Source organism: Sphingopyxis sp. GW821-FHT12F08 (genome assembly GCF_058806755.1).
Genome location: NZ_JBXAQA010000005.1, coordinates 304,326 through 328,132 on the forward strand (window position 1 = coordinate 304,326; position 23,807 = coordinate 328,132).

Annotated in this window: 22 protein-coding genes and 1 riboswitch; of the genes, 10 read left to right on the plus strand and 12 right to left on the minus strand. The window is 67.1% G+C overall.

The window, feature by feature from the left end:
* Positions 1 to 69: 69 nt before the first annotated feature.
* Positions 70 to 501: a hypothetical protein gene (locus AC1RNQ_RS15490; RefSeq protein WP_493172405.1), complete on the minus strand. Its 432-nt coding sequence runs from the start codon at positions 499 to 501 to the stop codon at positions 70 to 72.
* Positions 502 to 580: 79 nt separating this feature from the next.
* On the opposite strand from AC1RNQ_RS15490, the gene AC1RNQ_RS15495 reads away from it, so the two are divergent.
* The 5 genes from AC1RNQ_RS15495 (at position 581) to AC1RNQ_RS15515 (ending at position 6,048) form a co-directional block, all read left to right on the plus strand.
* Positions 581 to 1,324, plus strand: coding sequence for a TSUP family transporter (locus AC1RNQ_RS15495; RefSeq protein WP_493172407.1), 744 nt, complete (start codon positions 581 to 583; stop codon positions 1,322 to 1,324).
* A 358-nt stretch (positions 1,325 to 1,682) separates the two neighbouring features.
* Positions 1,683 to 3,080 (plus strand): circularly permuted type 2 ATP-grasp protein, encoded by a 1,398-nt coding sequence (locus tag AC1RNQ_RS15500; RefSeq protein WP_493172409.1) that lies wholly within the window; start codon positions 1,683 to 1,685, stop codon positions 3,078 to 3,080.
* Positions 3,081 to 3,248: 168 nt separating this feature from the next.
* Complete coding sequence (locus AC1RNQ_RS15505; protein ID WP_493172411.1) at positions 3,249 to 4,190, plus strand: alpha-E domain-containing protein; 942 nt, start codon at positions 3,249 to 3,251, stop codon at positions 4,188 to 4,190.
* A gap of 268 nt (positions 4,191 to 4,458) precedes the next feature.
* Positions 4,459 to 5,262, plus strand: a complete 804-nt coding sequence (locus AC1RNQ_RS15510; RefSeq protein ID WP_493172412.1) for a transglutaminase family protein — start codon at positions 4,459 to 4,461, stop codon at positions 5,260 to 5,262.
* 54 nt (positions 5,263 to 5,316) lie between these two features.
* Complete coding sequence (locus tag AC1RNQ_RS15515) at positions 5,317 to 6,048, plus strand: proteasome-type protease (protein WP_493172413.1); 732 nt, start codon at positions 5,317 to 5,319, stop codon at positions 6,046 to 6,048.
* A gap of 409 nt (positions 6,049 to 6,457) precedes the next feature.
* On the opposite strand, the gene AC1RNQ_RS15520 is transcribed toward AC1RNQ_RS15515, so the two are convergent.
* The 4 genes from AC1RNQ_RS15520 to AC1RNQ_RS15535 form a co-directional block, all read right to left on the minus strand.
* On the minus strand, positions 6,458 to 7,384 hold the full coding sequence (locus tag AC1RNQ_RS15520) for a class II glutamine amidotransferase (protein ID WP_493172414.1): 927 nt from the start codon (positions 7,382 to 7,384) through the stop codon (positions 6,458 to 6,460).
* Between the two features lie 50 nt (positions 7,385 to 7,434).
* Positions 7,435 to 8,562, minus strand: a complete 1,128-nt coding sequence (locus tag AC1RNQ_RS15525; RefSeq protein ID WP_493172415.1) for a DUF1501 domain-containing protein — start codon at positions 8,560 to 8,562, stop codon at positions 7,435 to 7,437.
* Positions 8,563 to 8,565: 3 nt separating this feature from the next.
* Positions 8,566 to 9,999, minus strand: coding sequence for a DUF1800 domain-containing protein (locus AC1RNQ_RS15530; protein WP_493172418.1), 1,434 nt, complete (start codon positions 9,997 to 9,999; stop codon positions 8,566 to 8,568).
* A 190-nt stretch (positions 10,000 to 10,189) separates the two neighbouring features.
* Positions 10,190 to 11,359 carry an N-acetyltransferase gene (locus tag AC1RNQ_RS15535; RefSeq protein ID WP_493172420.1) on the minus strand — a complete coding sequence of 390 codons (1,170 nt, stop codon included), beginning with the start codon at positions 11,357 to 11,359 and terminating at the stop codon, positions 10,190 to 10,192.
* Positions 11,360 to 11,476: 117 nt separating this feature from the next.
* On the opposite strand from AC1RNQ_RS15535, the gene AC1RNQ_RS15540 reads away from it, so the two are divergent.
* On the plus strand, positions 11,477 to 12,640 hold the full coding sequence (locus AC1RNQ_RS15540) for a fatty acid desaturase family protein (protein ID WP_493172613.1): 1,164 nt from the start codon (positions 11,477 to 11,479) through the stop codon (positions 12,638 to 12,640).
* 215 nt (positions 12,641 to 12,855) lie between these two features.
* Here the strand turns inward: AC1RNQ_RS15540 and AC1RNQ_RS15545 are convergent, their stop codons facing one another.
* The 5 genes from AC1RNQ_RS15545 to AC1RNQ_RS15565 form a co-directional block, all read right to left on the minus strand.
* Positions 12,856 to 13,824, minus strand: a complete 969-nt coding sequence (locus AC1RNQ_RS15545; RefSeq protein ID WP_493172421.1) for a phytanoyl-CoA dioxygenase family protein — start codon at positions 13,822 to 13,824, stop codon at positions 12,856 to 12,858.
* 13 nt (positions 13,825 to 13,837) lie between these two features.
* Complete coding sequence (metH, locus tag AC1RNQ_RS15550) at positions 13,838 to 16,465, minus strand: methionine synthase (RefSeq protein WP_493172423.1); 2,628 nt, start codon at positions 16,463 to 16,465, stop codon at positions 13,838 to 13,840.
* A gap of 149 nt (positions 16,466 to 16,614) precedes the next feature.
* Complete coding sequence (locus tag AC1RNQ_RS15555; RefSeq protein WP_493172424.1) at positions 16,615 to 17,664, minus strand: homocysteine S-methyltransferase family protein; 1,050 nt, start codon at positions 17,662 to 17,664, stop codon at positions 16,615 to 16,617.
* A complete protein-coding gene (gene metF / locus AC1RNQ_RS15560; protein WP_493172426.1) occupies positions 17,661 to 18,602 on the minus strand; it encodes a methylenetetrahydrofolate reductase [NAD(P)H] in 942 nt (313 codons plus the stop codon). Before metF ends, AC1RNQ_RS15555 begins: the two co-directional genes overlap by 4 nt.
* Complete coding sequence (locus AC1RNQ_RS15565; protein WP_493172428.1) at positions 18,599 to 19,585, minus strand: ArsR/SmtB family transcription factor; 987 nt, start codon at positions 19,583 to 19,585, stop codon at positions 18,599 to 18,601. Before AC1RNQ_RS15565 ends, metF begins: the two co-directional genes overlap by 4 nt.
* 235 nt (positions 19,586 to 19,820) lie before the next feature.
* On the opposite strand from AC1RNQ_RS15565, the gene AC1RNQ_RS15570 reads away from it, so the two are divergent.
* The 4 genes from AC1RNQ_RS15570 to AC1RNQ_RS15585 all read left to right on the plus strand — a co-directional run bounded on the left by AC1RNQ_RS15570 (position 19,821) and on the right by AC1RNQ_RS15585 (position 21,725).
* The gene (locus AC1RNQ_RS15570; RefSeq protein ID WP_493172430.1) at positions 19,821 to 20,135 is read left to right on the plus strand and encodes a hypothetical protein; all 315 of its coding nucleotides are present in this window, start codon (positions 19,821 to 19,823) and stop codon (positions 20,133 to 20,135) included.
* A gap of 185 nt (positions 20,136 to 20,320) precedes the next feature.
* Positions 20,321 to 20,620 (plus strand): entericidin EcnAB, encoded by a 300-nt coding sequence (locus tag AC1RNQ_RS15575; RefSeq protein WP_493172433.1) that lies wholly within the window; start codon positions 20,321 to 20,323, stop codon positions 20,618 to 20,620.
* Positions 20,621 to 20,699: 79 nt separating this feature from the next.
* Entirely contained in the window at positions 20,700 to 20,897 is a 198-nt protein-coding gene (locus AC1RNQ_RS15580) for a hypothetical protein (RefSeq protein WP_493172434.1), read from the plus strand.
* Positions 20,898 to 20,932: 35 nt separating this feature from the next.
* Positions 20,933 to 21,024: riboswitch (ZMP/ZTP riboswitch) on the plus strand.
* A 20-nt stretch (positions 21,025 to 21,044) separates the two neighbouring features.
* Entirely contained in the window at positions 21,045 to 21,725 is a 681-nt protein-coding gene (locus AC1RNQ_RS15585; RefSeq protein WP_493172435.1) for a DJ-1/PfpI family protein, read from the plus strand.
* An 86-nt stretch (positions 21,726 to 21,811) separates the two neighbouring features.
* On the opposite strand, the gene AC1RNQ_RS15590 is transcribed toward AC1RNQ_RS15585, so the two are convergent.
* Together AC1RNQ_RS15590 and AC1RNQ_RS15595 are read right to left on the minus strand one after the other, a co-directional pair.
* Complete coding sequence (locus tag AC1RNQ_RS15590) at positions 21,812 to 22,573, minus strand: glutaminyl-peptide cyclotransferase (RefSeq protein WP_493172436.1); 762 nt, start codon at positions 22,571 to 22,573, stop codon at positions 21,812 to 21,814.
* Positions 22,570 to 23,769, minus strand: a complete 1,200-nt coding sequence (locus AC1RNQ_RS15595) for a hypothetical protein (protein WP_493172437.1) — start codon at positions 23,767 to 23,769, stop codon at positions 22,570 to 22,572. Before AC1RNQ_RS15595 ends, AC1RNQ_RS15590 begins: the two co-directional genes overlap by 4 nt.
* Positions 23,770 to 23,807 lie beyond the last annotated feature (38 nt).

Below are 23,807 nucleotides of genomic sequence, written 5' to 3' on the forward strand. Positions count from 1 at the left end.
TCCCCACGGCTGCGCCGCAGGGAGGATTATTTTGTCCGCTCCCCACCACCAAAGCAGCCGTCTCGCTCGTTACGGCGCCTTCACCACCAGCAACCTTACCTTGTCCGCCACCGCCTTCGTCAGCGCCAGCCGATACACCCCCGCCGCCAGGTCGAACCACACCACCTTCCGGATGCCCGAACATTCCGGCCCATGACCGTGGTCGACCGAGACGAGGGGCTTGCCGTTCGCGACGACGTCGATCCACACCTTGCCATCGGCGGCGACGCCATATTTGCCCGCTTGCGCGATATTGAGGTCGCGCGAGGCCGCGCCATCGGCCATCGCCAGCGTGACGGGGGTGCCCGCGACCAGCACGGCGGCATCGCCATCGGCGCCGGTCCAGGCCGCATAGGGCGTCGCCGAAAGGTCGGCGGGCGCGGCGCAGGTGGCGGAGTCGGCGGCCGACGCGGGCAGCGCGGCGATCAGCGGCAGGGCGGTGGCGGCGAGGCGGGCCATCATGGCGGTGCGTTTCCTTCGAATTGGCAAATCTATATTCTCCTGTATATGGCTTGGCCGATCGAGCAAGGGGGATGACACGATGGGAAGCATGACGGGGTTGGCGCTGGCTTTCGGATTGACCGCCTTGCTTTATGCCGCGGTCGGGTTCGGCGGCGGGTCGACCTATACCGCGTTGCTGATCCTCGGCGGGGTCGCGGTCGGGCTGGTCCCGGCGATCAGCCTCGCGTGCAACGTCATCGTCGTCACCGGCGGCACGATCCGCTTCGCGCGCTCGGGGGTGATGCCCTGGGCCAAGGCGCTGCCGCTGATCGCCGTGGCGGCGCCGCTCGCCTTCCTCGGCGGGCTCACGCCGGTGAAGCAGGGCGTGCTCGTCATCCTGCTCGGCGTGTCGCTGCTCGCCTCGGCGATCGCATTGCTGGTGCAGCCGCAGACCGCGAAACCGGTCGAGCTGTCGCCGAAGCTGCTGCTGCCGATCGCCGCGGGGCTGGGTTATCTGGCCGGAGTCGTCGGCATCGGTGGCGGCATCTTCCTCGCGCCGATCCTCCACCTCGTCCGCTGGGCCGAGGCGCGCGCGGTCGCGGCGACCGCGAGCCTGTTCATCCTCGTCAACAGCCTGTTCGGGCTCACCGGCCAGCTGATCAAGGGCAAGGGGCTGGAGATGGCGCACGCCGTCGTCGATCACTGGCCGCTGCTGGTCGCGGTGCTGGTCGGCGGCGCGATCGGCACGCAGATCGCGGTCAAGACCGGGCCGGCAGTGCTGATCCGGCGGCTGACGGCGCTGCTGGTGGGGTTCGTCGCGGTGCGGCTGCTGTTCGGCTTTTGAACAGGAGAAATTTCCTCCCCTCCTGTTCAGAGGAGGGGCAGTGAGACTTGGTCCGGCGCAGCCGGGCCTTAGTCGCAGCGGGGTGGTGTTCAGCGGCACACGCCCAGCCGAGACCACCACCCCGCTGCGACTAACGAACAAGTTCGTAAGTCTCGCACCCCCTCCTCTGAAGAGGAGGGGCTTATCAATGCGCTACCCATCTTGCCTTCCCGCGCCGGAGTGCTAGCATCGCTCCCACAAGTCTGACGGCCGCGTAGCCGGCAGGCGCGCAGCAGCTGGAACGATCGGGCGCCGCAGCCTCGCGGCGGTTAAGGCATGTTGCGTGGAAAGGGCCGGCTCCATTCAATTCTTCGACGAGATGCAAGGCCAGGGGGGTGAGACGCGGGCGCCCTATCGCGAGTTTTGCGAGTGGTTCGACGCCGAGGAGCCCGCGCGCATCCATCGCAAGGCGCAGCAGGCCGAAGCTTTTTTTCGCACCACGGGCATCACCTTCGCCGTCTATGGCCAGGACGAGGCCGACGAGCGGCTGATCCCCTTCGACGTCGTGCCGCGGATCATTTCGGCGAGCGAGTGGCGGCGGCTGTCGCGCGGCATCGAGCAGCGCGTGCGTGCACTCAACGCTTTCCTCCACGACATTTATCACCGCCAGGAAATCCTGCGCGCGGGGCGCGTGCCGACCGAGCTGATCGCGCGCAATGAGGCGTTCCTGCCGATGATGATGGGCTTGGACCCGCCCGGCGGCGTCTATACGCATATCAGCGGCATCGACATCGTGCGCACCGGCGCGAGCGAATTCTACGTGCTCGAGGACAATGCGCGCACCCCGTCGGGCGTGTCCTACATGCTCGAGAATCGCGAGACGATGCTCCAGATGTTCCCCGAGCTGTTCGCGAAGGTGCCGGTGCGCGAGGTCGGCGACTATCCGATCAACCTGCTGCGCTCGCTGTCGGCCTGCGCGCCGCCGATGTGCGGCGGCACGCCGACGGTCGCGGTGCTGACCCCGGGCATCCACAACAGCGCTTATTTCGAGCACAGCTTCCTCGCCGACCAGATGGGCGCCGAGCTGGTCGAGGGGCATGATTTGCGCGTCGTGAACGGCCGCGTCGCGATGCGCACGACGCAGGGCTATCGGCCGATCGACGTGCTCTATCGCCGCGTCGACGACGATTTCCTCGACCCGCTCAATTTCCGGCCCGATTCGGTATTGGGCGTGCCGGGGATCTGGGACGTCTATCGCGCCGGCGGGATCACCATCGCCAATGCGCCGGGGACGGGGATCGCCGACGATAAGGCGTTATATTCCTACATGCCCGACATCATCGAATTCTATACCGGCGAAAAGGCGCTGCTGCCCAATGTGCCGACGTGGCGCTGCAGCGAGCCCGAGCATCTGAAGGAGGTGCTCGACCGCCTGCCCGAGCTGGTGGTCAAGGAGGTCCACGGGTCGGGCGGCTATGGCATGCTCGTCGGCCCCGCGGCGAGCAAGAAGGAGATCTCGGCGTTCCGCGCCAAGCTGGAGGCGAACCCGCGCGGCTATATCGCGCAGCCGACGCTGTCGCTGTCGACCGTGCCGATCTTCACGCGCAGCGGCCTCGCCCCGCGGCACGTCGACCTCCGCCCCTTTGTGCTGATGTCGCCCGCGGGGATCACGATCACGCCGGGCGGGTTGACGCGCGTCGCGATGACCAAGGGGTCGCTGGTGGTCAATTCGAGCCAGGGAGGCGGCACCAAGGACACCTGGGTGCTGGAGGATTGATGGTGGGTTCTACCTTGCCTCTTCATTTCTTAAACCCCTCCCCTTCAGGGGAGGGGCAGCGAGACTTGCGAACTTGTTCGCTAGTCGCAGCGGGGTGGGGGCCAGCGGCCTCGCGCTATCTCGCGGGGCCCCACCCCAACCCCTCCCCTGAAGGGGAGGGGCTTTAAGATGCTAGGCAAGACCGCAGGCTCGCTCTACTGGATGGCGCGTTACCTCGAGCGCAGCGAGAATAATGCGCGCCTGATCGAGGCGGGGTTCCGCATCGCGCTGACGCGATCGAACACCGCGCAGGCCGAATGGCGCTCGGTACTGGTGACCGCGGGGTCCGACCGGCGTTTCAAGGAAGCGCATGACGACTACAACTCCTCGCGCGTCGTCGATTTCCTGCTGCGCGATCCGGCCAATCCGTCGAGCATCATCTCGGTGGTCAAGCAGGCGCGCGACAATGCGCGGACGGCGCGCACCTATTTGACCCGCGAGGTTTGGGAAGCGGTCAACACGAGCTGGATGACCTTGGGCGGGCTGCTGCGGCGGCAGGTGCGCGAGGACGACCTGCCCGACGTGCTCGCCGCGATTCGCCAGCAGAGCGCGCAGGTGCGCGGCGCGTGGACCGGCACGATGCTGCGCAACGACGGCTATAATTTCGCGCGGCTCGGAACCTTCCTCGAACGCGCCGACAACACCGCGCGCATCCTCGACGTCAAATATTTCCTGCTGCTGCCCTCGGTCGCGCATATCGGCAGCTCGATCGACAATGTGCAGTGGGAGACGATCCTGCGGTCGGTGTCGGCGCACCGCGCCTATCGCTGGCTCTACGGAACCGAGATCAGCGCGCTCAAGATCGCCGAATTCCTGATCCTCTACAAACAGATGCCGCGCAGCCTGGCCTTTTGCTGCGACAATATGCTCGAAAATCTCGGCTGGCTCCAACACGCGTACGGCGAGGAGACCGAGGCGGGGCGGATGGCGACGGCGATCTGCCGTGACCGGCTGTCGCGCCCGATCCAGTCGATCTTCGACGGCGGGCTGCACGAATATATCAACGCCTTCCTTCGCGCCAACGCCGCGCTCGCGCGGCAGATCGAGCGCGATTACCGTTTTGTAGAATAAGGGTCCGTACTCAGTTCCAGCGCCGTCGAGGTTTGAAGCAAAATGGCCCAGTGCGAGGAGAGAAGGCGAAGACATATGTCGATATTTCGAGACTTCTCGACGAAGCAATGGGCCATTTTGATCAAATCCCTTCGGGACACCCAAATGGCTTCCATCTCGGCCCGAAAGCCGCTTGGAAAGGCAACCAGCCTTCCCGGCGCGTCTTTCGGCCCGACCTGTTCGCCATTTGGGCGCCTCGACGGCGCTGGAACTGAGTACGGACCCTGACATGAAACTGCGTGTCGAACATACCACCCGCTATCATTATGATGCCCCCGTCGCCTATGCGCTTCAGCAATTGAAGCTGACGCCGAAGGAGCGGCCGGGGCAGCAACTGATTCATGACTGGACGATCGATATCGCGGGCGGAGTGCAACAGCTTCATTATACCGACCATCACGGCAATGGCGTCGATCTGGTCGCGGTCGACGGCGGCGCGCAGGACCTGGTGATCCACTGCACCGGCGAGGTCGAGCTGATCAGTTGGGACGGGGTGATCGGTGTCCATCGCGGCGCGATGCCGCTGTGGACCTTCCTTCGTCCGACCGCGCTCACCCGCGCGGGGCGGCACGTCCGCGCGCTGGCGGCCGAGCTGGGCCGCGATTTCGCATCGGACATCGAGCGCGCGCATGCCATGTCGGCGCTGATTCTCCAGAAACTGCCGTACCTTGTCGGGGTGACCCTAGCGGAGACGACCGCCGAACAGGCGCTCGGCGGCACCGGCGGGGTGTGCCAGGACCATGCGCATATTTTCATCGCGGCGATGCGCTACCTGGGGCATCCCGCGCGCTATGTGTCGGGCTATCTGATGATGAACGACCGGACCCAACAGGATGCGACCCACGGTTGGGCCGAGGCGCATTTCGACGCGATCGGCTGGGTCGGGTTCGACGTGTCGAACGGCTATTCGCCCGACCAGCGCTATATCCGCGTCGCGACGGGGCTCGATTATCACGATGCGGCGCCGGTCCGCGGCATGCGTTATGGTGCGGCGCAAGAGAATATGGTTGTCCAGTTGCAGGTCCAGCAATAAGCGCTAAGCGAGACGGGCGACAAGCGGGCAGGGTTGGGGGGCCGGAAGAAGATAATGACCTATTGCGTCGGCATGCGTTTGAACAAGGGACTGGTGTTCATGTCGGACACCCGCACCAATGCGGGGGTCGACGACATCGCGCAGGTCCGCAAGATGCGCAGCTGGCACGTCCCCGGCGAGCGCGTCATCACCCTGATGTCGGCGGGCAACCTCGCGACGACGCAGGCGGTGGTGAGCCTGCTCGACGAGCGGACCAAGGCGCCCGAGGAGCGCCACCCGTCGATCCTGGCGGCCCCGTCGATGTTCGCGATCGCAACGATCGTCGGCGAGACGCTGCGCCAGATCGTGATGCGCCACAGCGCCGAGGGGCCCGCCGCAGCGTCGCCCTTTCGCGCCTCGCTGATCGTCGGCGGCCAGATCAAGGGCGCCGAACCGCGGTTGTTCTTGATCTATCCCGAGGGCAATTTCATCGAGGCGGGCGAGGACAATCCCTTCTTCCAGATCGGTGAGACCAAATATGGCCGGCCGATCATCGTGCGTTCCTACGACCCCGCCATGTCGTTCGAGGATGCGGTGAAGCTGCTCTGCGTCTCGTTCGATTCGACGATCCGCGCCAACGCCGGGGTCGATCTGCCGATCGATCTCAAGATCCACGAGCGCGACGATTATGTGGGCATCCATGAACGCCGCTTCGAACGCGGAGACCCCTATTTCCAGAGCGTCGCCGACGGCTGGGCCGAGGCGCTGGGGATTGCGCTGGCGGAATTGCCGGATTTTCATTTTTAGGGCGTAGCGGGCTGGTTGTCCGGTATCGGGCGGAAGCGGACATCCTAAACCTCCCTGTCGCGAAGCGATGGGGAGGGGGACCATGCGAAGCATGGTGGAGGGGTGGCGGCCTGAGACCGAGGCTCAAGGCCTCGACCCCTCCACCGCCTTCGGCGGTCCCCCTCCCCACGGCTTCGCCGCAGGGAGGATTAAGAATGTCTGCTCCCCACCCCAAAACCGCCGTCGTCTTCAAAAAAGGCTTTCCTACATTATCCGGCTATGCAAGCGTCGATCCGGCTCTTTCGCTCGGTCGACAGAAGTGATTGCCGAGGTCCTGTTGGGAGGTGCACAGGGCTGAACTTTCCTGAACTTTGGACAGGGCAACGGCAGTTCCCCACCCCAATGAGGACATTCGACGCTAGCACGCGGCCTACCGCGCCAGCGGCACCACGCGGAACTTCGGCCGGTCGCCCGTCATCTCGGCGTGCACCATCGCATATTCGGGGACCGGCATCCATGTCGCGCTGTTCGACGACAAGGGCTCCGACGCGACGATGATAGCGCGGGGTTCCTCCTGGCCGCCGACCATCTGCCACTCGCCGTCGTGGAGGCCGTAATCGCGGCCGGTGGTGAACCACATCGACAGGAAATTCATGTTCGCCTCGTGCACCTGCTCGGGCGATCCGGTGCGGTAGTGGCCGAAGTCGAAGCAATGGCGCAGCCCCAGGATCTGGCGACCGGTGGTGAGGAAGAGGTTGCAGCTCGACGAGATGGCGATGCCGTGATGGCGCCGCGCGCGTTCGAGGATGTCGACGGTCGCCTGCACCGCGGCGAGCAATTCCTCGCCCTCGGGCTCGGCGCGCCAGTCGGGCAGCTGCGACAGCAGCAGCGCATAGACCCATTCGCTGTCGGTCGATCCCGAAATCTGCGCGAGCAGTTCGGGCGCGATGTCGGGCATCAGCGTGCCCTTCATCTCGCCGATGCGATAGATGTCGCCATTATGCGCCATCGCGACCGCGGCGCCGGGGAAATGGAAGGGGTGGGTATTCTGCTCGCTGACCTTGACCGTCGTCGAGTAAGCAACGCCGCGAACGTGCGCGATCACGCATTCGGCGCGGGTCTTGGTCGCCAGCGACTTGAGGTTACTGTCGAAGATCGGCAGCGATGGCGAGCGATAGCGGTGCGGCTCATGCGCCTCGTGCGAGGCCGAATCCCACGCCATCATCCCGAACCCCGCGAGGTTCAGCATGTGCAGCATCTTGGGCATATAGGCCTGATTGACCAGGCTGCTATCGGGCTTGAACAAGAGGTCGTCGAGCGTGACGCGCTCGCCCAGATACATCATCGCCCGGCACATCTTCGGTCCCCGTCATGGCCCACGCCGCGAGGCTACACGAGGCGCGGGGCTTAGGCCAGAACCTCCGGATAGAGCGCCTTCTTCGCGCGCGCCGGGTCGAGCCCATAATGATGCGCGACGGCATCGGCGATCACCGCCTCGAGGCTGCGTGTCGGTTTGAGGTCGCGGCCGTCGAGCAGCGCGCCCGCGCCCAGCCCCGGCCAGTCGGCCGAAACCTTTCCGCCCGCGGCCAGCGCGCCGCCGAACAGTAATGCTGCCGAGCCGGTGCCATGGTCGGTGCCGCCGGTGCCGTTGACCAGGGCCGTCCGCCCAAACTCGGTCGCGACGATCACCAGCGTGCTAGCCCACTCGGCGCCTAGCCCCGCCTTGACTGCGCCGACGAGCTGGTCGAGCCCGCGCAGCTGCGCCGCAAGGCGCCCGCGCTGGCCACTGTGCGTGTCCCAGCCGCCGGTTTCGACCATCATCACGCGCGCGCCGTCGGCCGGCGCCATCAGCGAGGCGGCGAGCGCGCCGAGCTCGGCGCCGTTGCGGCCGTTGTTGCCGCCGATATCGCCCGCCAGCTCCTGCGTCCTGATCGCGCTGTCCCACAAGGGATGGAGCAGCTCGTCCTTCGCATAGAGCGCCGACAGCCGCGCGATCAGGTCGGCGTCGGCCTGCGGCAACCGGCTCGGCGCATAGGTGCCGACGGGGAGCGCGCCGCGCAGCGCGAGCGGCACCGCGGGGGCGATGGCGAGCGCGTCGCGTTCGCTGGCGGGGAGCAGGGTGAGCAGCCGGTTGAGCCAGCCGTCGTCGCGGCCATAGGGGCGCGTGCCGCCGCCCTCGAGCATATTCTGCCCGTCGAAGTGCGAGCGGTCCCTGTATGCGGTCGCGACGGCGTGCGCGACATGCGCCTCGCGTGCGGCGAAGAGGGTCGCTGCGCCCGTCAGCGCCGGGTGCAGGGTGAACATGTCGTCGAGCTTCGTGCCGGTCGTCGCTTCGTCGGCGAGCGCGCGGCGCGCCGCGGCGAAGGCGGGGTCGCCGGTCGGCGCGGCGATCGCCAGCCCGTCGGCGGCGCCGCGCTGGATGATGAAGAGCAGGCGGCGACTGGTCGGCGCGGCTCCGAAGGCCATCGCGGGGAAGGCCCCGACGGCGAGGGTGCCGAGGCCGGCGGCGAGGGCGGTGCGGCGGGTGAGGATCATCGTCTATCTCCGCAGGAAGGCCGGGCTGGCGAGCAGCATCGCGAGACCCTGGCCCGGGCTGTCGGCGCGCGCAATCGCCTCGCTCGTGCCGGGATCGAGCGCGTCGGCGAGGAGCAAGGGCGCGAGGCAGCGCGCGTCGGTGCGGTCGCCGATCCGCCCCGCGATGCGGCTCGCGAGCTCGACGCGTTGCATCAGCGCCGCCGACCCCGCCCAGGTCGCGACCTTGTCGTCGTAACCCGCGGGCAATCCAGGCCGCCACACCGGCTGGCCGAGCTGGGTGAAGAGCGCGGGAATATTCTGCCGCTCGCCGAGCGCAGGGAGCTTGAGCCCGCGCATCAGCGACACCGTCCAGTCCCATGGCGACTTGAACATCGCGGGGGCCGCCCGCCACGGCTCGGGCGAGGCGATGAGCGTGTGATAGAGCGACGGGAGATCGCCGCCGGTCTTGAGGAAATCGGCCGACAGCCGCTCGACGAGCGCGGGCGGCGGATCGTCGGCGGTGAAATGGCGCGCAAGCTTGGTGGCGACATGCCGTGCGGTCGCGGGATGGACCGCCAAGTCGCGGAGAACCGCTTCGGCCTGCTTCGCGCCGTTATCGGAGTAGCGCTTGCCGAGGATCATTTGCTCGCCCGGCTGGTGAAGCTGCGCAATGAAGACGGTCTCGCCGGGCTCCGCTCCCGCGGGCATCAGCCGCTGCCCTGCGCCGCGCCCGAGCCCGGCCACGGTGAGGCCGGTCAGTGCCTTGGCGAAGGCGGTGACGTCGGCCTGGGTGTAGCCGGTGCGCACGCCGAGCGTGTGCAGCTCCAATATCTCGCGCGCCAGATTCTCGTTGAGCCCGGGGCCGGGGCGATTCTGCCGCCGCCGGACGCGCGCCGCGACCGGGCTGTCGGGGCCGAAGCTCTGTGCTTGGTCGAGGTAGAGCAGCATCGCGGGGTGGCGCACCGCGGCGATCAGCAGGTCGGCGAATTTGCCCATGATGTTCGGGCGGATCGCCTCGAATTCGTAATTGCCGGCGAAGCCGATGGCGACGAGCTTGTCGGCCGAAACCGCGAAATGATTGGCCCAGAAATAGGTCAGCCGCTCGGCGAAAGGGGTGGACGAGGCAACTGCGGTCGCGAGGCGCGCCGCGGCGCCATCGACATAATGGCGGCGGATTGCCGAGCGCGACAGGCGGCGGAGTTCGGGGTCCATGCCCTTTTCCTCCTCGCTCATCGGCGCGGCTTCGGCGGCCTCGCGGCGCATCGCCTGCCGATCCTCGCGATAGTCGATATAGGCGGCGGCGATCGCCGCGCGACCTTCGAGCGTCGCGATCGGCGCGGGCGCGGGGTCGAATTCGGCAAGCTGGCGTACCAGCCACGCCTCGGGATCATCGATCGCGGGATCGTCCCAGCGGCGCCCGAGGCCGAAGCGGTTGGCGGCAAGATATTGGATCGCCATGGCTATGCCTCTCCCGTCAGAAACGCATTATCGGTCCCTTTTGTCGCAAAACCGTCCCAAGCGCTCCACGTACCGATGAACCCGTCATCCCGGCGGAGGCCGGGATCTCGACGGCGCGTCATGGCGCGGCGGAGAGATTCCGGCCTTCGCCGGAATGACGAAGAAGGGACGCGCCTGGCCTCGGTTCGTCTCAGCCGAGCGGCTTGTCATAGATTTGATAGACGCGGTTGACCCTGGCATCGATCGCCTTGGCGACCGCATTCATCCCCTGATTGTCGTCGAGCACCCAGCCGAGGTCGCCGCGCTTCGTGCCATAATGCGTGACCGCGTCGCGGCGGATGAACTCGATCATCATGAAGGCGAGCTGGCTCGCCATGCGGCTGTTGTGCAGGCTTTTCGCCACTCCCATCAACGGCACGCGCAGCGTCCGGCTCTTGGGTTTCCTGAGCCACCACAGCAGCCGTGCCCAGTTGAAGGGCAGCAGCGAGCCCTCCATGTCGATCAGCAGCTCGTTGATGTTGGGTAGCACGATAATGAAGGCGACGGCTTCGCCGTCGAGTTCGGCGACGCGGACGAAATCCTCGAAAACGAGTGTCTTGAGCTTTTTGCCGACAAAGGCGATCTCGCTGTCGGTGAGCGGAACAAAGCCCCAATTCTCCGACCAGGCTTCGTTGAGCAGTCCCATGATTAGCGCCGCCTCGGCGTCGAATTTCTTCTTGTCGACGCGGCGGACACGGATGCGCTCATTCTTCTCGCCCGCCGCGACGATCCGGTTGATCAGCGGCGGGAAGCCTTCTTCGACGGGCAGGTCGTAGTTGATCAATTTTTTGACCGGGCGATAGTCCGCGGCCTCGATCCACGCCTGATACAGCGGGCTGTTATGCCCCATCATCACCGTCGGCGGATTTTCGAATCCTTCGATCAGGAGGCCCGGTTCGTCCCAGATCGAAATCGACAGCGGTCCGAGCGCGCGGTGCATGCCCTGGCTGCGCAGCCAGTCCTCGGCGGCGACCAGTAGCGCGCGGGTTGCATTGGCATCCTCGGCCTCGAGCAGCCCCCAATTGCCCGTGCCCGGACCCATGCCCTGCTCGACGGGTTGTTCGAGCGCGAGGGTGTCAATATGCGCCGATATGCGCCCGACCGTCCGCCCGTCGCGGCGCGCGGTGAATAGCTGCGCCTTGCCATGTTCGAACCAGGGATTTTTGCCCGGCGTCAGCAGTGCATAGACCTCGCCCTTCAGCGGTGGCACCCACGCCGGATCGCCGCGGTTGAGGCGGTAAGCAAGCTCGACGAATTCGCGCGTGTCGGCCTTGGTCTTGACCGGATGGACGGTGACGGCGCCTTCGTGATGTGCGGCCATGGTGGTTTCCCGAGTGATGATGCCTATATAACTGGCGAGGCATTAGGGCATAGCTGTGGCGCTGGCGACCCGCATTTAGCCATTTTGCTGCCATGAAATCATGGTGAAGACATGGATATGACGACGATCAATCCCCCCGCCGATCGGCTCACGACCCCCTTTGCGCCGGCCGCGGCCAAGGCACCCCCGTCGGCGGACGCCGGCAAGAATGCCCCGTCGGCGGACGCCGGCAAGAATGCAAAGTCGTCCATAGCGGACGACAAGGCGATGCTGCGCGCGGCGTCGGAGCTGACGCGCGACCTCGTCAACCCCAGCGCGCGCATCTACTGGACCGATTTCCTCGCGTCGGCTTTCCTCGGCTATGCCGGCGTCGCCGGGGCGATCCTGGCGCCGTCGCTGCCCCTGATGCTCGCCGCGGCGCTGGTCGCGGTGCTCGCGCTCTATCGCGCGGGCAGCTTCATCCATGAGCTCACGCATATCCGCAAGAACGCGCTGCCGGGCTTCCGCCTCGCGTGGAATGTGCTGATCGGCGTGCCGATGCTGATCCCGTCCTTCATGTACGAGGGCATCCACAGCACCCATCACAACCGCACCAAATATGGCACGGTCGAGGACCCCGAATATCTGCCGCTGGCGCTGATGAAGCCGTGGACGGTGCCGTTGTTCGTGATCGTCGCCGCGTTCGCGCCGCTCGCCCTCATCTTCCGCTTCGCGGTGCTGACCCCGCTGTCGCTGGCGATCCCGTCGCTGCGGGGGCTGGTGGTCGCGCGCTATTCGGGGCTGATCATCAACCCGCTGTACCGCCGCCGCGCGCCCGAGGGCGAGTTTCGCCGTCAATGGGCGTGGCAGGAGGGCGGCGCCTGGGCCTGGTCGACCTTGCTCGTCGCCGCGGGCGTCTTCGGCTGGGTGCCGCTGCGTGCGCTGCTGATCTTCGGCGCCATCGCGTCGGCGAGCGTGGTGCTCAACCAGATCCGCACCCTCGTCGCGCATCTGTGGGAAAATGACGGCGGCGAACTGACGGTCACCGCGCAGTTCCTCGACAGCGTCAACGTGCCGCCGCCGGGGTTGCTGCCCGAGCTATGGGCGCCGGTCGGGCTGCGCTACCATGCGCTGCACCATCTGCTGCCCGGCGTGCCGTACCACGCGCTCGCCGAGGCGCACCGCCGCTTGAAGGACGCGCTGCCCGCGGATTCGCAATATCATGGCGCGAATTACGACGGCCTGCCCGGACTGGTCGCGCGGCTGGTCGCGGGATCGGCGCGCGGCGGGGCCGCGGCCTGATCTGAGCCGCGTTTGCGGATGACAGCCTTGGGGTGGGAACAAGACGATCCTCCCCGCTTGTGGGGAGGTGGCAGCGCGCAGCGCTGACGGAGGGGGCTCTCGCCCTCAAGCGGCGCGTCAGGCCGATAGCCCCCTCCACCACCCGCTTCGCGGGCGGTCCCCCTCCCCGCGAGCGGGGAGGACCTTTATGTCCGCAACCGCCCGAAGTCAGCCCGTCAACGCCAGCGGCGGATCACCATGTCGGGCGAATAATAGGTCAGATATTGCGCGAGTCGCGGCTTGTGCGACCGGTTGGGGCTCGCCGCATGGGGCAGGTCCTGCCGCCAGATGACCAGGTCGCCGGCCTTGCCTGCGACATGCTTGACCTCGGCGGAATGGTCGACCTTTCGCGGGTCGGCACCGTTCAGTCCCGCGAGCCAGCCATCGATCCGGCGATGGAAGCCCGGGACGCAGCGGAACGCCCCCTGATCGGCTTCGGTATCCGACAGATAGAGCACGGCCTGGGTGCCGAAGGGGATCGGCTGGACCAGGCTCGCGTCCCAATGGATGTCCGACCCGCTGAATTTATGCTCTTCGCGTTCGGGCGGGTTGAAGCCCATGCGGTCGATCGTGACCCACAGATTCTCGCTGCCCCACAGCTGTGCGAAGGCCTTGTGCACGCGGGGGCCGCGGCGCGCGGCTTCGAGCGCGGGATGCTGGAAATGCGGCACCATGATGCCGCTGGTCTTGGCGCTGTACCAGCTTTCGGGATCTGCGGGTGAAGCGCCGATCACGTCCCACAATAGCGTCTTCACCGCCGCAATCTCCGCGGGGGGAATCGCGTCGGGCAGGATGACATAGCCCTGCGCGCCCCAATGGGCGAGCGCGTCGGCATCGAGCACGTCGGGCATCGCCGCGATCGCATCGAGCTGCGCTTGCGCCTCCGCGCCCGGCGGTATTTCGTAGAGCCAGGCGTGATAGCGGTCGAGCAGGCGCGGGTCGGGCGGCCCCGCGGTGTCGAGGATCCACCGGACGAAGCCCGCGAAATCGGGCTTCACCAGATAGAGCTGCTCGAACACCTGCTGGTTGCCCAGCCCCAGCGTGTCGAGCAGCAGCTTGCCGACCATCTCGTCGAGCGGCGGGCCGTTCCCCGTATGCGACGCCCAATATTCCTCGAGGCAGGCGACGTCGGGCATTTCGGCCATGGAAGAACTTTCGTCAGTCGAGGTTGGGGCGCAACCAGCGCGTCGCGGTCTCGATATCGACCCCGCGCCGCTCTGCATAGTCGGCAAGCTGGTCGCTGCCGATCCGCGCGACCCCGAAATATTGGCTCTCGGGGTGCCCGAAATAGAAGCCGCTGACCGCCGCGGTGGGCAGCATCGCAAAGCTTTCGGTCAGGATCAGCCCGGCATTGTCGCCGGCCGCGAGCAGCTCGAACAGGATCGGCTTCAGGCTGTGGTCGGGGCACGCCGGATAGCCGGGCGCCGGACGGATGCCGCGATATTCCTCCTTGATCAGCGCCTCGTTGGTCAGCTGCTCGCCGGGGGCATAGCCCCACAGCGTCGTGCGGACATGCTGGTGCAGCCGCTCGGCGAAAGCTTCGGCGAAGCGGTCGGCGAGGGCCTTGAGCAATATGTCCGAATAATCGTCCTTGTCGGCGCGGAAGCGTTCCGAAAAAGGCTCGATGCCGTGGATGCCGACCGCGAAGCCGCCCATCCAGTCGCCCGCCGGATCGATGAAGTCGGCGAGGCACATATTGGCGCGGTCGCGGCTCTTCTTGATCTGCTGGCGCAGGAAGGGGAGCGTCACATGGCGCTCTTCCTCGGCGATATGGATCGTCACGCTGTCGCCGTCGCGCGCGCAGGGCCACAAGGCGCAGACGCCGCGCGCGGTCAGCCATTTTTCCGCGATCAACTGGTCGAGCATCGCGTCGGCATCGGCCTTGAGCGCCTGTGCCGTCTCGCCGACCACCTCATCGTCCATGATCGACGGCCAGGTGCCGTGCAATTCCCAGGCGCGGAAGAAGGGCGTCCAGTCGATGCACTCGCGCAGATCTTCGAGCGACCAGTCATCGAAGCGGTGCAGCCCGGGCTGCAGCGGCGGCGCGGGCTTGTCGCTGAGATAGGCGTCGTAATAATTGGCGCGCGCCTCTTCGAGGCTGTGCAACACGCTCTGCCCCTTGCCCGCGCGCACGTCGCGGACATGGGCATAATCGTCCTTGAAGCCTTGGACATAGGCGTCGCGCCCGGTGTCGCTGACCAGCGCCGTCGCGACGCCGACCGCGCGGCTCGCGTCGAGGACGTGGAGGACCGGCCCGGCATAGGCAGGGTCGATGCGCAGCGCGGTGTGGACCTTCGACGTCGTCGCGCCGCCGATCAAGAGCGGCATCGTCATGCCCGCGCGCTGCATCTCCTCGGCCACGGTCACCATCTCGTCGAGCGAGGGGGTGATGAGGCCCGACAGGCCGATGATGTCGGCGTCATTCTCGTTCGCCGCCTCGAGGATCTTGCTCCACGGCACCATCACGCCGAGGTCGACGATCTCGAAGCCGTTGCACTGGAGCACGACGCCGACGATATTCTTGCCGATGTCGTGGACGTCGCCCTTGACGGTCGCCATCACGACCTTGCCTTTGCCCTTCGCGCCCGGCTCCTTCGACGCCTCGATGAAGGGCAGCAGATGCGCGACCGCCTTCTTCATCACGCGCGCCGATTTCACCACCTGCGGCAGGAACATCTTGCCCGACCCGAACAGGTCGCCGACGACGTTCATGCCGTCCATCAGCGGCCCCTCGATCACCTCGATCGGGCGCGGGAGCAGCAGCCTCATTTCCTCGGTATCGTCGACGACATAGGCGTCGATGCCCTTGACCAGTGCATGTTCGAGCCGCTTGGCGACCTCCCAGCCGCGCCATTCCTCGGCCGCCTTTTCCTGCGCCGGATTGCTGCCCTTGTAGCGTTCGGCGAGCGCGATCAGCCGTTCGGTGGGCGATTCCGCCTCGCCCTCGACCTTGCGGTTGAGCACGACGTCCTCGCACGCCTGCCGCAATTCGGGGTCGATCGTGTCGTACACGTCGAGCTGGCCCGCGTTGACGATCGCCATGTCGAGCCCGGCGGGGATCGCATAATAGAGGAAGACGCTGTGCATCGCGCGGCGCACGACCTCATTGCCGCGGAACCCGAAGCTGAGGTTTGAGAGGCCGCCCGAGAAATGGACGTGCGGGCAGCGAACGCGGATTTCCTTCACCGCCTCGATGAAGTCGACCGCATAATTGTCATGCTCCTCGAGCCCCGTCGCGACCGCGAACACATTGGGATCGAAGATGATGTCCTCGGGCGGGAAGCCGATGGTCATCAGCAGCTTGTAGGCGCGCTCGCAAATCTCGATCTTGCGCTCCCGGGTGTCGGCCTGCCCGACTTCGTCGAAGGCCATGACGACGACCGCGGCGCCATAATCCATGCATTTCTTCGCATGGGCGAGGAAGGGCTCCTCGCCCTCCTTCATGCTGATCGAATTGACGATCGGCTTGCCCGGCACGCATTTGAGGCCGGCCTCGATCACGTCCCATTTCGAGCTGTCGATCATCACCGGCACGCGCGCGATATCGGGTTCGGCGGCGATGAGCTTCAGGAAGGTCGTCATCGCATATTCGGCGTCGAGCAGCCCTTCGTCCATGTTGACGTCGATGATCTGCGCGCCATTCTCGACCTGCTGGCGCGCGACCTCGACCGCCGCGGTATAATCGTCGGCGAGGATCAGCTTCTTGAACGCCGCCGAGCCGGTGACGTTGGTGCGCTCGCCGATGTTGACGAAGTTGGTGGCGGAGGAGGCGGTATTCTCGGTCATCTGTTTTCCAAAATCCTCCCCGCTCGTGGGGAGGGGGCTCACCGCAAAGCGGTGGTGGAGGGGGCTCTCGTCAAAAACCTTGGCTGCTGACCGAGAACCCCCTCCGTCAGCGTTGCGCGCTGCCACCTCCCCGCGAGCGGGGAGGATCGTTATGCCGCCATCGTGAAGGGCTCCAGCCCCGCCAGCCTTGTGCGCACCGGCACCGCGGGAATCTGCCGCGCCGGCAGCCCCTCGATCGCCTTCGCCATCGCCGCGATATGCGCGGGGGTCGAGCCGCAGCAACCGCCGAGGATATTGACCTGGCCATGCTCGGCCCATTCGCGCACCAGCTCTGCCGTCGTCTCGGGCAGTTCGTCATATTCGCCGAGTTCGTTGGGGAGGCCCGCGTTCGGATAGACCATCACCAGCGCGTCGGCGATGTCCGACAGCACCTTCACATGCGGGCGGAGCTGCGCCGCGCCGAACGAGCAGTTGAGCCCGATCGTCAGCGGCCGCGCATGGCGCACCGCGTGCCAGAAGGCCTCGACCGTGTGGCCCGACAGATTGCGCCCGCTGAGGTCGGTGAGCGTCATCGAGATCATCAGCGGCAGTTCGCGCCCGACCCTGGTCTCGGCTTCGAGCACCGCGGCGATCCCCGCCTTGGCGTTGAGCGTGTCGAAGATCGTCTCGATCAGGATGAAGTCCGCGCCGCCCTCGGCGAGGGCGACGACCTGGTCGAGATAGACGGCTTTGAGCTCGTCGAAATCGATCTCGCGATAGCCGGGATTGTTGACGTCGGGCGACAGCGACAGCGTCTTGTTCGTCGGCCCGACCGCCCCCGCGACGAAGCGGCGGCGCCCGTCGAGCGCTTCATATTTGACCGCGGTCTCGCGGCCCAGCCGTGCGCTTTCGATGTTGATGTCGGCGACCAGATGTTCGGCGCCATAATCGGCCTGGCTGATGCGGTTGGCGCTGAAGGTGTTGGTCGACACGATATCCGATCCGGCGGCGAGATAGGCTTCGCCGATCGCGGTCACGACGTCGGGGCGCGTCAGCGCGAGGATGTCGTTATTGCCCTTCTGGTCGTGGCCGAGGCCGAGCGCGCCGGCATAGTCGGCCTCGTTCAGCTTGCGTTCCTGGATCTGGGTGCCCCAGCCGCCGTCGGTGAGCAGGATGCGCTTTTTGGCGGCAGCGGCGAGGGCTTCTCTTGCGCTGGTCATGCGGCTTTCTCCGTTGCGGGCGCCGCCGGACGAACCCCCAGCATATGGCAGATCGCATAGCTGAGTTCGGCGCGGTTGAGCGTGTAGAAATGGAAGTCGCGCACCCCGCCCGCGTAAAGGCGGCGGCAGAGTTCGGCGGCGGTGGTCGCGGCGACGAGCTGGCGCGCGGCGGGCAAATCGTCGAGCCCTTCGAACAACTGTGCCAGCCAACGCGGCACGTCGGTGCCGCACATCGCCGACATGCGCAAGATCGCGGCGAAATTGCTGACCGGCATGATCCCGGGCAGGATCGGCGCGGTGATGCCTGCCGCCGCCGCCGCGTCGCGGAAGCGGAAGAAGGTGTCGGGTTCGAAGAAGAATTGCGTCATCGCGCGCGTCGCCCCGGCGTCGAGCTTGCGCTTGAGATTGTCGAGGTCGGCCGCTGCGCTCAGCGCCTCGGGATGTGTCTCGGGATTGGCCGCGACCGAGATTTCGAAGGGCGCGATGTCGAGCAGCCCCGACACGAGATCGGCGGCGCAGCTATAGCCGTCGGGCCGCGCCCGGAAGGTTTCGCCCTTCACCGGCGGGTCGCCGCGCAGCGCGACGATGTGACGGATGCCCGCATCCCAATAGGCCTGCGCGACCTCGGCAATCTCGTCGCGGCTGGCGTCGACGCAGGTCAGGTGCGCGGCGGCGGGGATGCCGGTTTCCCGCACGATGCGCGCGACGGTCGCATGGGTGCGCTCGCGCGTCGAGCCGCCCGCGCCATAGGTCACCGACACGAAGTTCGGGCCCAAGGGTTCGAGCGTGCGGATCGACTCCCACAAGGTCTCGCCCATCTTCTCGGTCTTGGGCGGGAAGAATTCGAAGCTGATGCCGATGTCGCCGGCGAGCCCCGCGAACAGCGGCGAGGCGGCGGCGCGGCGCGCCTCCGACTGCGAGGGAAGGGAAGTGGTCATGCCGCAAGCCTTTTGCGTTGCCCGTCCTCATGGACGGGGGATTGATCTTCGTCGGAGCGGCGGCGGCCGAGCCAGAGCTTGACCGCGAGGTCGCCGCCTTCGAGCGTCTGCGCGGTTTCGAGCACCATGCCCGCCGAGGCGAACCAGCCGCGGATTTGCGCGTCCGAAAAACCGAGGCGTGCGTGCGCCGCGACGGTGCGCATCTCTTCATCTTCGTGCGGCGCGAAATCGACGATCAGCAGGTGGCCGCCGCCGCGCAGCACGCGGCTCGCCTCGGCGACCACCCGGTCGGGTTCGTGCGCGAAGTGCAGTGCCTGGTGGATGACGATGCTGTCGATGCTGGCGTCGGCGAGCGGCAGGTTCAGGAAATCGCCCTGCACCAGGTCGATCGGCACCGGCTGGTCGGCGAGCTTGGCGCGCGCGATGCGCAGCATTTCGGGGCTGCGGTCGAGCGCGGTGATGCGGCGTACCGTCGGCGCGAAAATCTCGGCCATGCGGCCCGTCCCCGTACCGATGTCGAGCAGATGGCCGAGCCGGCGGTTGTGCATCAGCGCCAGCATCGCCGCCTCGACCTCGCTCTCGGCGACGTGGCGCGAGCGGATCGCGTCCCATTCGGCGGCGTGATCGGCGAAATAGCGCTCGGCAACAGCCGCGCGGTCGGCGCGCACCGCGGCGAGCCGCTGCGCGTCGTAACCGATGATCAGCGCCTCGCGCGGCGAGAAGGGCCACAGCTCGGCGCGCGCCAGAATCTTGCCGACCGGCCCGTCTACGGCGATCCGCAGGAACACCCAGCTGCCCTCGCGCCGCCGTTCGATGATCCCGGCGTCGGCGAGGATGCGGACGTGGCGCGACACGCGCGGCTGGCTTTGTTCGAGCACGACCGCGAGCTCGCCGATCGCCAGCTCCATCTCGCGCAGCAAGGCCACGACTCGCAGGCGGGTCGGGTCGGCCAGAGCACGGAAAATGTCGAGCAACTCGGTCATCCAGTCACATATAAAGATTTCTTTATATCTAGTCAACCGAACGGCGAGGCGCTTTTCCCACAGCTTTCGGCCAGATGAACGAGCGCCTCGTCGCAATTGCGGCGGGCCGCGCAAAAACCCCGTTGCGCGGCTTTTTGCGAAACTGTAGCGGTAAGGGCGGTTGGCAAATCGCCGGGTCGGGATCGACCGCATCCGGAATGCTACCGATCAGTTCAATCGAGAGGGGTATTCCCATATGAAAAAGACCATCACTCTGTCGCTCGTCCTCGCCGCCTCGCTGGGCCTCGCTGCTTGCGGCGAAAAGAAGGCTGACGAAGCCGCGACCACCGAAGCGACGGCCGAGCCCGAAGCCGCTGCCGAAGGCGCGATGGACGCCGCTGCCGGCGCCGCCGACGCTGCTGCGACCGCGACCGACGCCGCTGCCGGCGCCGCCGATGCCGCTGCTGCTGGCGACACCGCCGCTGCGACCGACAAGGCCACCGAAGCCGCCGACGCTGCCAAGGCCGCGGCCGGCGAAGCCAAGGCTGCCGTCGAAGAAGCCAAGAAGTAAGCTTCTCCCCGGCTTTCGGCCGGAGGAAAAAGGGGGTCGCCGGTTCCAGCCGGCGGCCCCTTTTCCGTTCTGGAACAGATGTGTGCGGCCCTCCGCCGTTGCACGGTTGCCAAGGGGGCCGCCGAGGGTTAGTCCTTGCCGCAGGGACCGGATGCCGGTCACCTTGGCATTCGAAAGGAATATCTATGCGCAAACTCATCATCGCGTCGGTCGCCGCCGCTGCCTTCAGCCTGACCGCCTGCTCGGAAAAGACCCAGGACGCCGCTTCGGCGACTGCCGATTCGGCCGCTGACGACGCCGCCGCCGCGGGCGATGCCGCCGCCGACGCGACCGCCGAGGCCGCCGATGCGACCGCCGAAGCCGCCAAGGACGCCGGCAACGCCGTCGAAGGCACCGTGAACGCCGCCGGCGACGCCGCCGCTGCCGCGGGCGACAAGGTCAAGGAAGAAACCGCCAAGGCCGCCGCCAACGACGAAAAGAAGTAAGTCGTCGGCGCGCTTCGGCGTGCAGAAAACGGGGCTCCATTCCGCGCGAATGGAGCCCTTTTTCGTCGGGAGATCGCCCATGAACCGGATCCTGTTGCTCCTGGCGAGCGTCGCCATGCTCGCGCTGGCCGCCGCGTGCAGCCGCACCGACAATGAGCCCGGCCCCGGCGGGGTGACCGTCGCCGAGGCCAAGGCGCTCGACGACGCTGCCGAAATGCTCGAGAGCCGCGAGAGCGCGGCGCCCGCCGCGACGGCGACGGACGAAGCCGGCGAATAGCCCTCTTTCGTTTCGCGCGGCGAAAGCGTACACCCGGACCGTCCCGCAACTGGCGCTGACGATGGGAACCCATCAGGGAGCGGGATTTCGCCGACCGGCGAACGAGCCGCGCGCCTGGGCGACCCATCCTGCCGACAGGAGTGCGCCATGACCCACGCCGCCACCCAAATCGTCTTCCTGCTGTTCCCGGGCATCACCCAGCTCGACTTCACCGCCCCCGCGCAGGCGCTGTGCCGCATGCCCGGCGCGTCGCTGGCCGGCGCCGCGAAGAGCCTCGACCCGATCGCTACCGACAGCGGTTTTTCGATCCTGCCGACGCATGATTTCGCGTCCTGCCCGCAGGCCGATATCCTCTGCGTCCCCGGCGGGCACGGCGTCGCCGACGCGCTGGGCGATAGCGCGACGATCGACTTCATCGCGCGGCAGGCCGCGGGTGCGACATGGGCGACCAGCGTGTGCACCGGCGCCTTCCTGCTCGGCCGCGCCGGGCTGCTGACGGGCAAGCGCGCGGCGACGCATTGGGGCTATACCCATCTGCTGCCGCTGGTCGGCGCCGAACCCGTGAACGCGCGCGTCGTCGAGGACGGTCAGATCGTGACCAGCGGTGGGGTGACCTCGGGGCTCGACTTCGCGCTGACGCTGATCGCGCGCATCCAGGGCGAGGCGGTGGCGCAGGCGATCCAGCTGGCAATCGAATATGACCCTGCACCCCCCTTCGCCGGCGGCCATCCCGACCGCGCCCCCGCGGCGGTGACCGCGGGGCTGAAGGCGCGCGTCTATGACGCGGCGGCGGCGCGGATGGAGGCGGCCCTGAAGGGAACAGAGTGAATTTCAGACCGTAGCCCTGAGCCTGTCGAAGGGCGCCTCACTGAGAAGCGCCCTTCGACAGGCTCAGGGTTACGGAACAAAAACTCCTAGCGGCAGTCGGTCAGCGCGATCTCGAACAGTTTCGACCAATATTTGCCGGTGACGAACAGCCGCTTGCCCTTGGCGTCCCAGGCGATGCCGTTGAGCACCGCGTCGCGGTCGTTGCCGCCGGCCTGGTCGCGCAGGCCGTCCAGATCGACGATATATTTGACCGCGCCGCTGTCGGGATCGATCCGCACGATCGCGTCGGTCATCCAGACATTGGCCCAGATTTCGCCGTCGACCGTCTCAAGCTCGTTGAGCATCGGCAGCGGCCCGCCCGACAGGCGCACGATGACCTTCTTCTGCTCGGCCATCGTCGCGGGGTCGAAGAAGCGCAGCTCGGGCGTGCCGTCGCTGAGCACCAGGCTGTCGCCGACCAAGGTGACGCCCCATCCTTCGCCCGTGTAGCGGAAATCGCCGATCGGCTTCAGATCCTTGATCCGCCAGCGATGGCCGATGCCGCCCTGCCAGGTGACCCCGACGATCTGGTTTTTCCAGCGCATGATGCCCTCGCCGAACTGATCGGCGGGCAATCTGGTCTCGGCGAGCGCCTTGCCCGTGGCGAGGTCGAGCCGCGCGACGCGCGAGCGGCCATATTGGCCCGTGCTTTCGTAGAGATGCCCGTCGTGCCAGAAGAGGCCCTGGGTGAAGCTGTCGGTGTCGTGCGGATAGGTCTGGACGATGCGATAGCCGCAGCGTGGCACGGGTGCCGGGCGGGCGGGCTCGGCGGCGGCGAAGGCGATGGCCAAGGCGAGCGCGAAAGTCATAGCACCCTTTGCACCGGCCCCAATGAACCCGCCATGGCGCGCTCGCGGCGCATCGCTTCGAGCCGTGCGTGGGTCGCGAGCAGCGGCGCCGCGGCCTTGCGCAGCGCGTCCGACGCCGCGCGCTGCTTCGCTTCGCTGTCGCCGGTGAAGGCCTGTCCGGGGGCTTTCGAATAGCGCCCGCCCGCGGCGACGATCCGTTCCAGCGCGGCGGGGTCGGGAGCGATCCCGAAATGCGGCAGGATCGCTTGGGTCAGCGCGCCGGGCAGCTCGCTGTAGTTGAGCAGCAGGCACTGCGCATCGACCCCGTCGGCAGCGGCGCGGCAGATGCGGTCGAGGATCCAGGCGGCATAATCGCCCGCCGCCGCGCCCTCGGCCGGATCGATGCCATAGGCATCGAGCGGCAGCACGCCCGGACGGACGTGCATGCCCGCGCGGCGCTGCTGCGACACCAGCACCTCGATCGGGTCGCGGTAGAGGAAGACCCACGGCACGCCGGGCCATAGCTCGCGGAGCAGCGGCAGGACGAAAGCGTGCCAGGCGTCGAGCTTGAGGAAATGGTGGCGCACGCCTTCGCCGCGGTCGCGGGTCAGCGCTCCGGCCATCGCGCGGATCGTGCCCGGCGGCAGCTGCCCGTGCCCCACGAGCTGGATCATGGTATCGAGGACCGGCGGCTCGGAGACGACGACATGCTCGGACACCGCGCCGAGCATCTGTCCGACGAGCGTCGAGCCGCAGCGCGACATATGGAAGACGAGGCCGTCGGGGGGCGGCGCATCGGCGAACGCCTCGATCGCGGCGAGAGGCGTCGCGCAGCGCATCAGCCGGTTGAACGGCAGCACGCGCACCTTGCGCCATGTTTCCTCGAAAAAGGGATCGGTCAGCGGCAGCCCCGCGAAATGCAGCCATTCGACGACGACCGCGCCCTGATAGCCCTTGAGCTCGACGGGCAGCCAGTGGCGCGGCGGTGCATCGGCCAGCCGGAGCGCGGGGAGTTGCTGCTCCATCTGCGGCGTCGCGGCGCGGGCGAGGCCGGCGGCGAGGGTTTCGCGCGTGATCGGCAGGCCCAATCCGTCGGCATAGGCGGTGATCGCGTCGAGGAACGTCCCGACCTCGACAATCGGCGCGAGGCGAAGCTGCGCATCCTCGTCGGCGAGCAGCGCGGCGCGGAGGCGGTCGATCGGCGAAGCGGGCGTCATCGGCCGCTTCATGCCCGCCATTGGGCTGCGGGGAAACA

What these genes read in the sequence shown, in the direction of transcription:
- AC1RNQ_RS15520 (WP_493172414.1), bottom strand. Translation starts at nt 7,384, where the DNA reads ATGTGCCGGGCGATGATGTATCTGGGCGAGCGCGTCACGCTCGACGAC.
- AC1RNQ_RS15580 (WP_493172434.1), top strand. Translation starts at nt 20,700, where the DNA reads ATGAACCGGATCCTGTTGCTCCTGGCGAGCGTCGCCATGCTCGCGCTG.
- metH (WP_493172423.1), bottom strand. Translation starts at nt 16,465, where the DNA reads ATGACCGAGAATACCGCCTCCTCCGCCACCAACTTCGTCAACATCGGC.
- AC1RNQ_RS15515 (WP_493172413.1), top strand. Translation starts at nt 5,317, where the DNA reads ATGACCTATTGCGTCGGCATGCGTTTGAACAAGGGACTGGTGTTCATG.
- AC1RNQ_RS15510 (WP_493172412.1), top strand. Translation starts at nt 4,459, where the DNA reads ATGAAACTGCGTGTCGAACATACCACCCGCTATCATTATGATGCCCCC.
- AC1RNQ_RS15495 (WP_493172407.1), top strand. Translation starts at nt 581, where the DNA reads ATGGGAAGCATGACGGGGTTGGCGCTGGCTTTCGGATTGACCGCCTTG.
- AC1RNQ_RS15540 (WP_493172613.1), top strand. Translation starts at nt 11,477, where the DNA reads ATGACGACGATCAATCCCCCCGCCGATCGGCTCACGACCCCCTTTGCG.
- AC1RNQ_RS15575 (WP_493172433.1), top strand. Translation starts at nt 20,321, where the DNA reads ATGCGCAAACTCATCATCGCGTCGGTCGCCGCCGCTGCCTTCAGCCTG.
- AC1RNQ_RS15500 (WP_493172409.1), top strand. Translation starts at nt 1,683, where the DNA reads ATGCAAGGCCAGGGGGGTGAGACGCGGGCGCCCTATCGCGAGTTTTGC.
- AC1RNQ_RS15555 (WP_493172424.1), bottom strand. Translation starts at nt 17,664, where the DNA reads ATGACCAGCGCAAGAGAAGCCCTCGCCGCTGCCGCCAAAAAGCGCATC.
- AC1RNQ_RS15590 (WP_493172436.1), bottom strand. Translation starts at nt 22,573, where the DNA reads ATGACTTTCGCGCTCGCCTTGGCCATCGCCTTCGCCGCCGCCGAGCCC.
- AC1RNQ_RS15545 (WP_493172421.1), bottom strand. Translation starts at nt 13,824, where the DNA reads ATGGCCGAAATGCCCGACGTCGCCTGCCTCGAGGAATATTGGGCGTCG.
- AC1RNQ_RS15490 (WP_493172405.1), bottom strand. Translation starts at nt 501, where the DNA reads ATGATGGCCCGCCTCGCCGCCACCGCCCTGCCGCTGATCGCCGCGCTG.
- AC1RNQ_RS15570 (WP_493172430.1), top strand. Translation starts at nt 19,821, where the DNA reads ATGAAAAAGACCATCACTCTGTCGCTCGTCCTCGCCGCCTCGCTGGGC.
- metF (WP_493172426.1), bottom strand. Translation starts at nt 18,602, where the DNA reads ATGACCACTTCCCTTCCCTCGCAGTCGGAGGCGCGCCGCGCCGCCGCC.
- AC1RNQ_RS15595 (WP_493172437.1), bottom strand. Translation starts at nt 23,769, where the DNA reads ATGACGCCCGCTTCGCCGATCGACCGCCTCCGCGCCGCGCTGCTCGCC.
- AC1RNQ_RS15505 (WP_493172411.1), top strand. Translation starts at nt 3,249, where the DNA reads ATGCTAGGCAAGACCGCAGGCTCGCTCTACTGGATGGCGCGTTACCTC.
- AC1RNQ_RS15585 (WP_493172435.1), top strand. Translation starts at nt 21,045, where the DNA reads ATGACCCACGCCGCCACCCAAATCGTCTTCCTGCTGTTCCCGGGCATC.
- AC1RNQ_RS15530 (WP_493172418.1), bottom strand. Translation starts at nt 9,999, where the DNA reads ATGGCGATCCAATATCTTGCCGCCAACCGCTTCGGCCTCGGGCGCCGC.
- AC1RNQ_RS15525 (WP_493172415.1), bottom strand. Translation starts at nt 8,562, where the DNA reads ATGATCCTCACCCGCCGCACCGCCCTCGCCGCCGGCCTCGGCACCCTC.
- AC1RNQ_RS15565 (WP_493172428.1), bottom strand. Translation starts at nt 19,585, where the DNA reads ATGACCGAGTTGCTCGACATTTTCCGTGCTCTGGCCGACCCGACCCGC.
- AC1RNQ_RS15535 (WP_493172420.1), bottom strand. Translation starts at nt 11,359, where the DNA reads ATGGCCGCACATCACGAAGGCGCCGTCACCGTCCATCCGGTCAAGACC.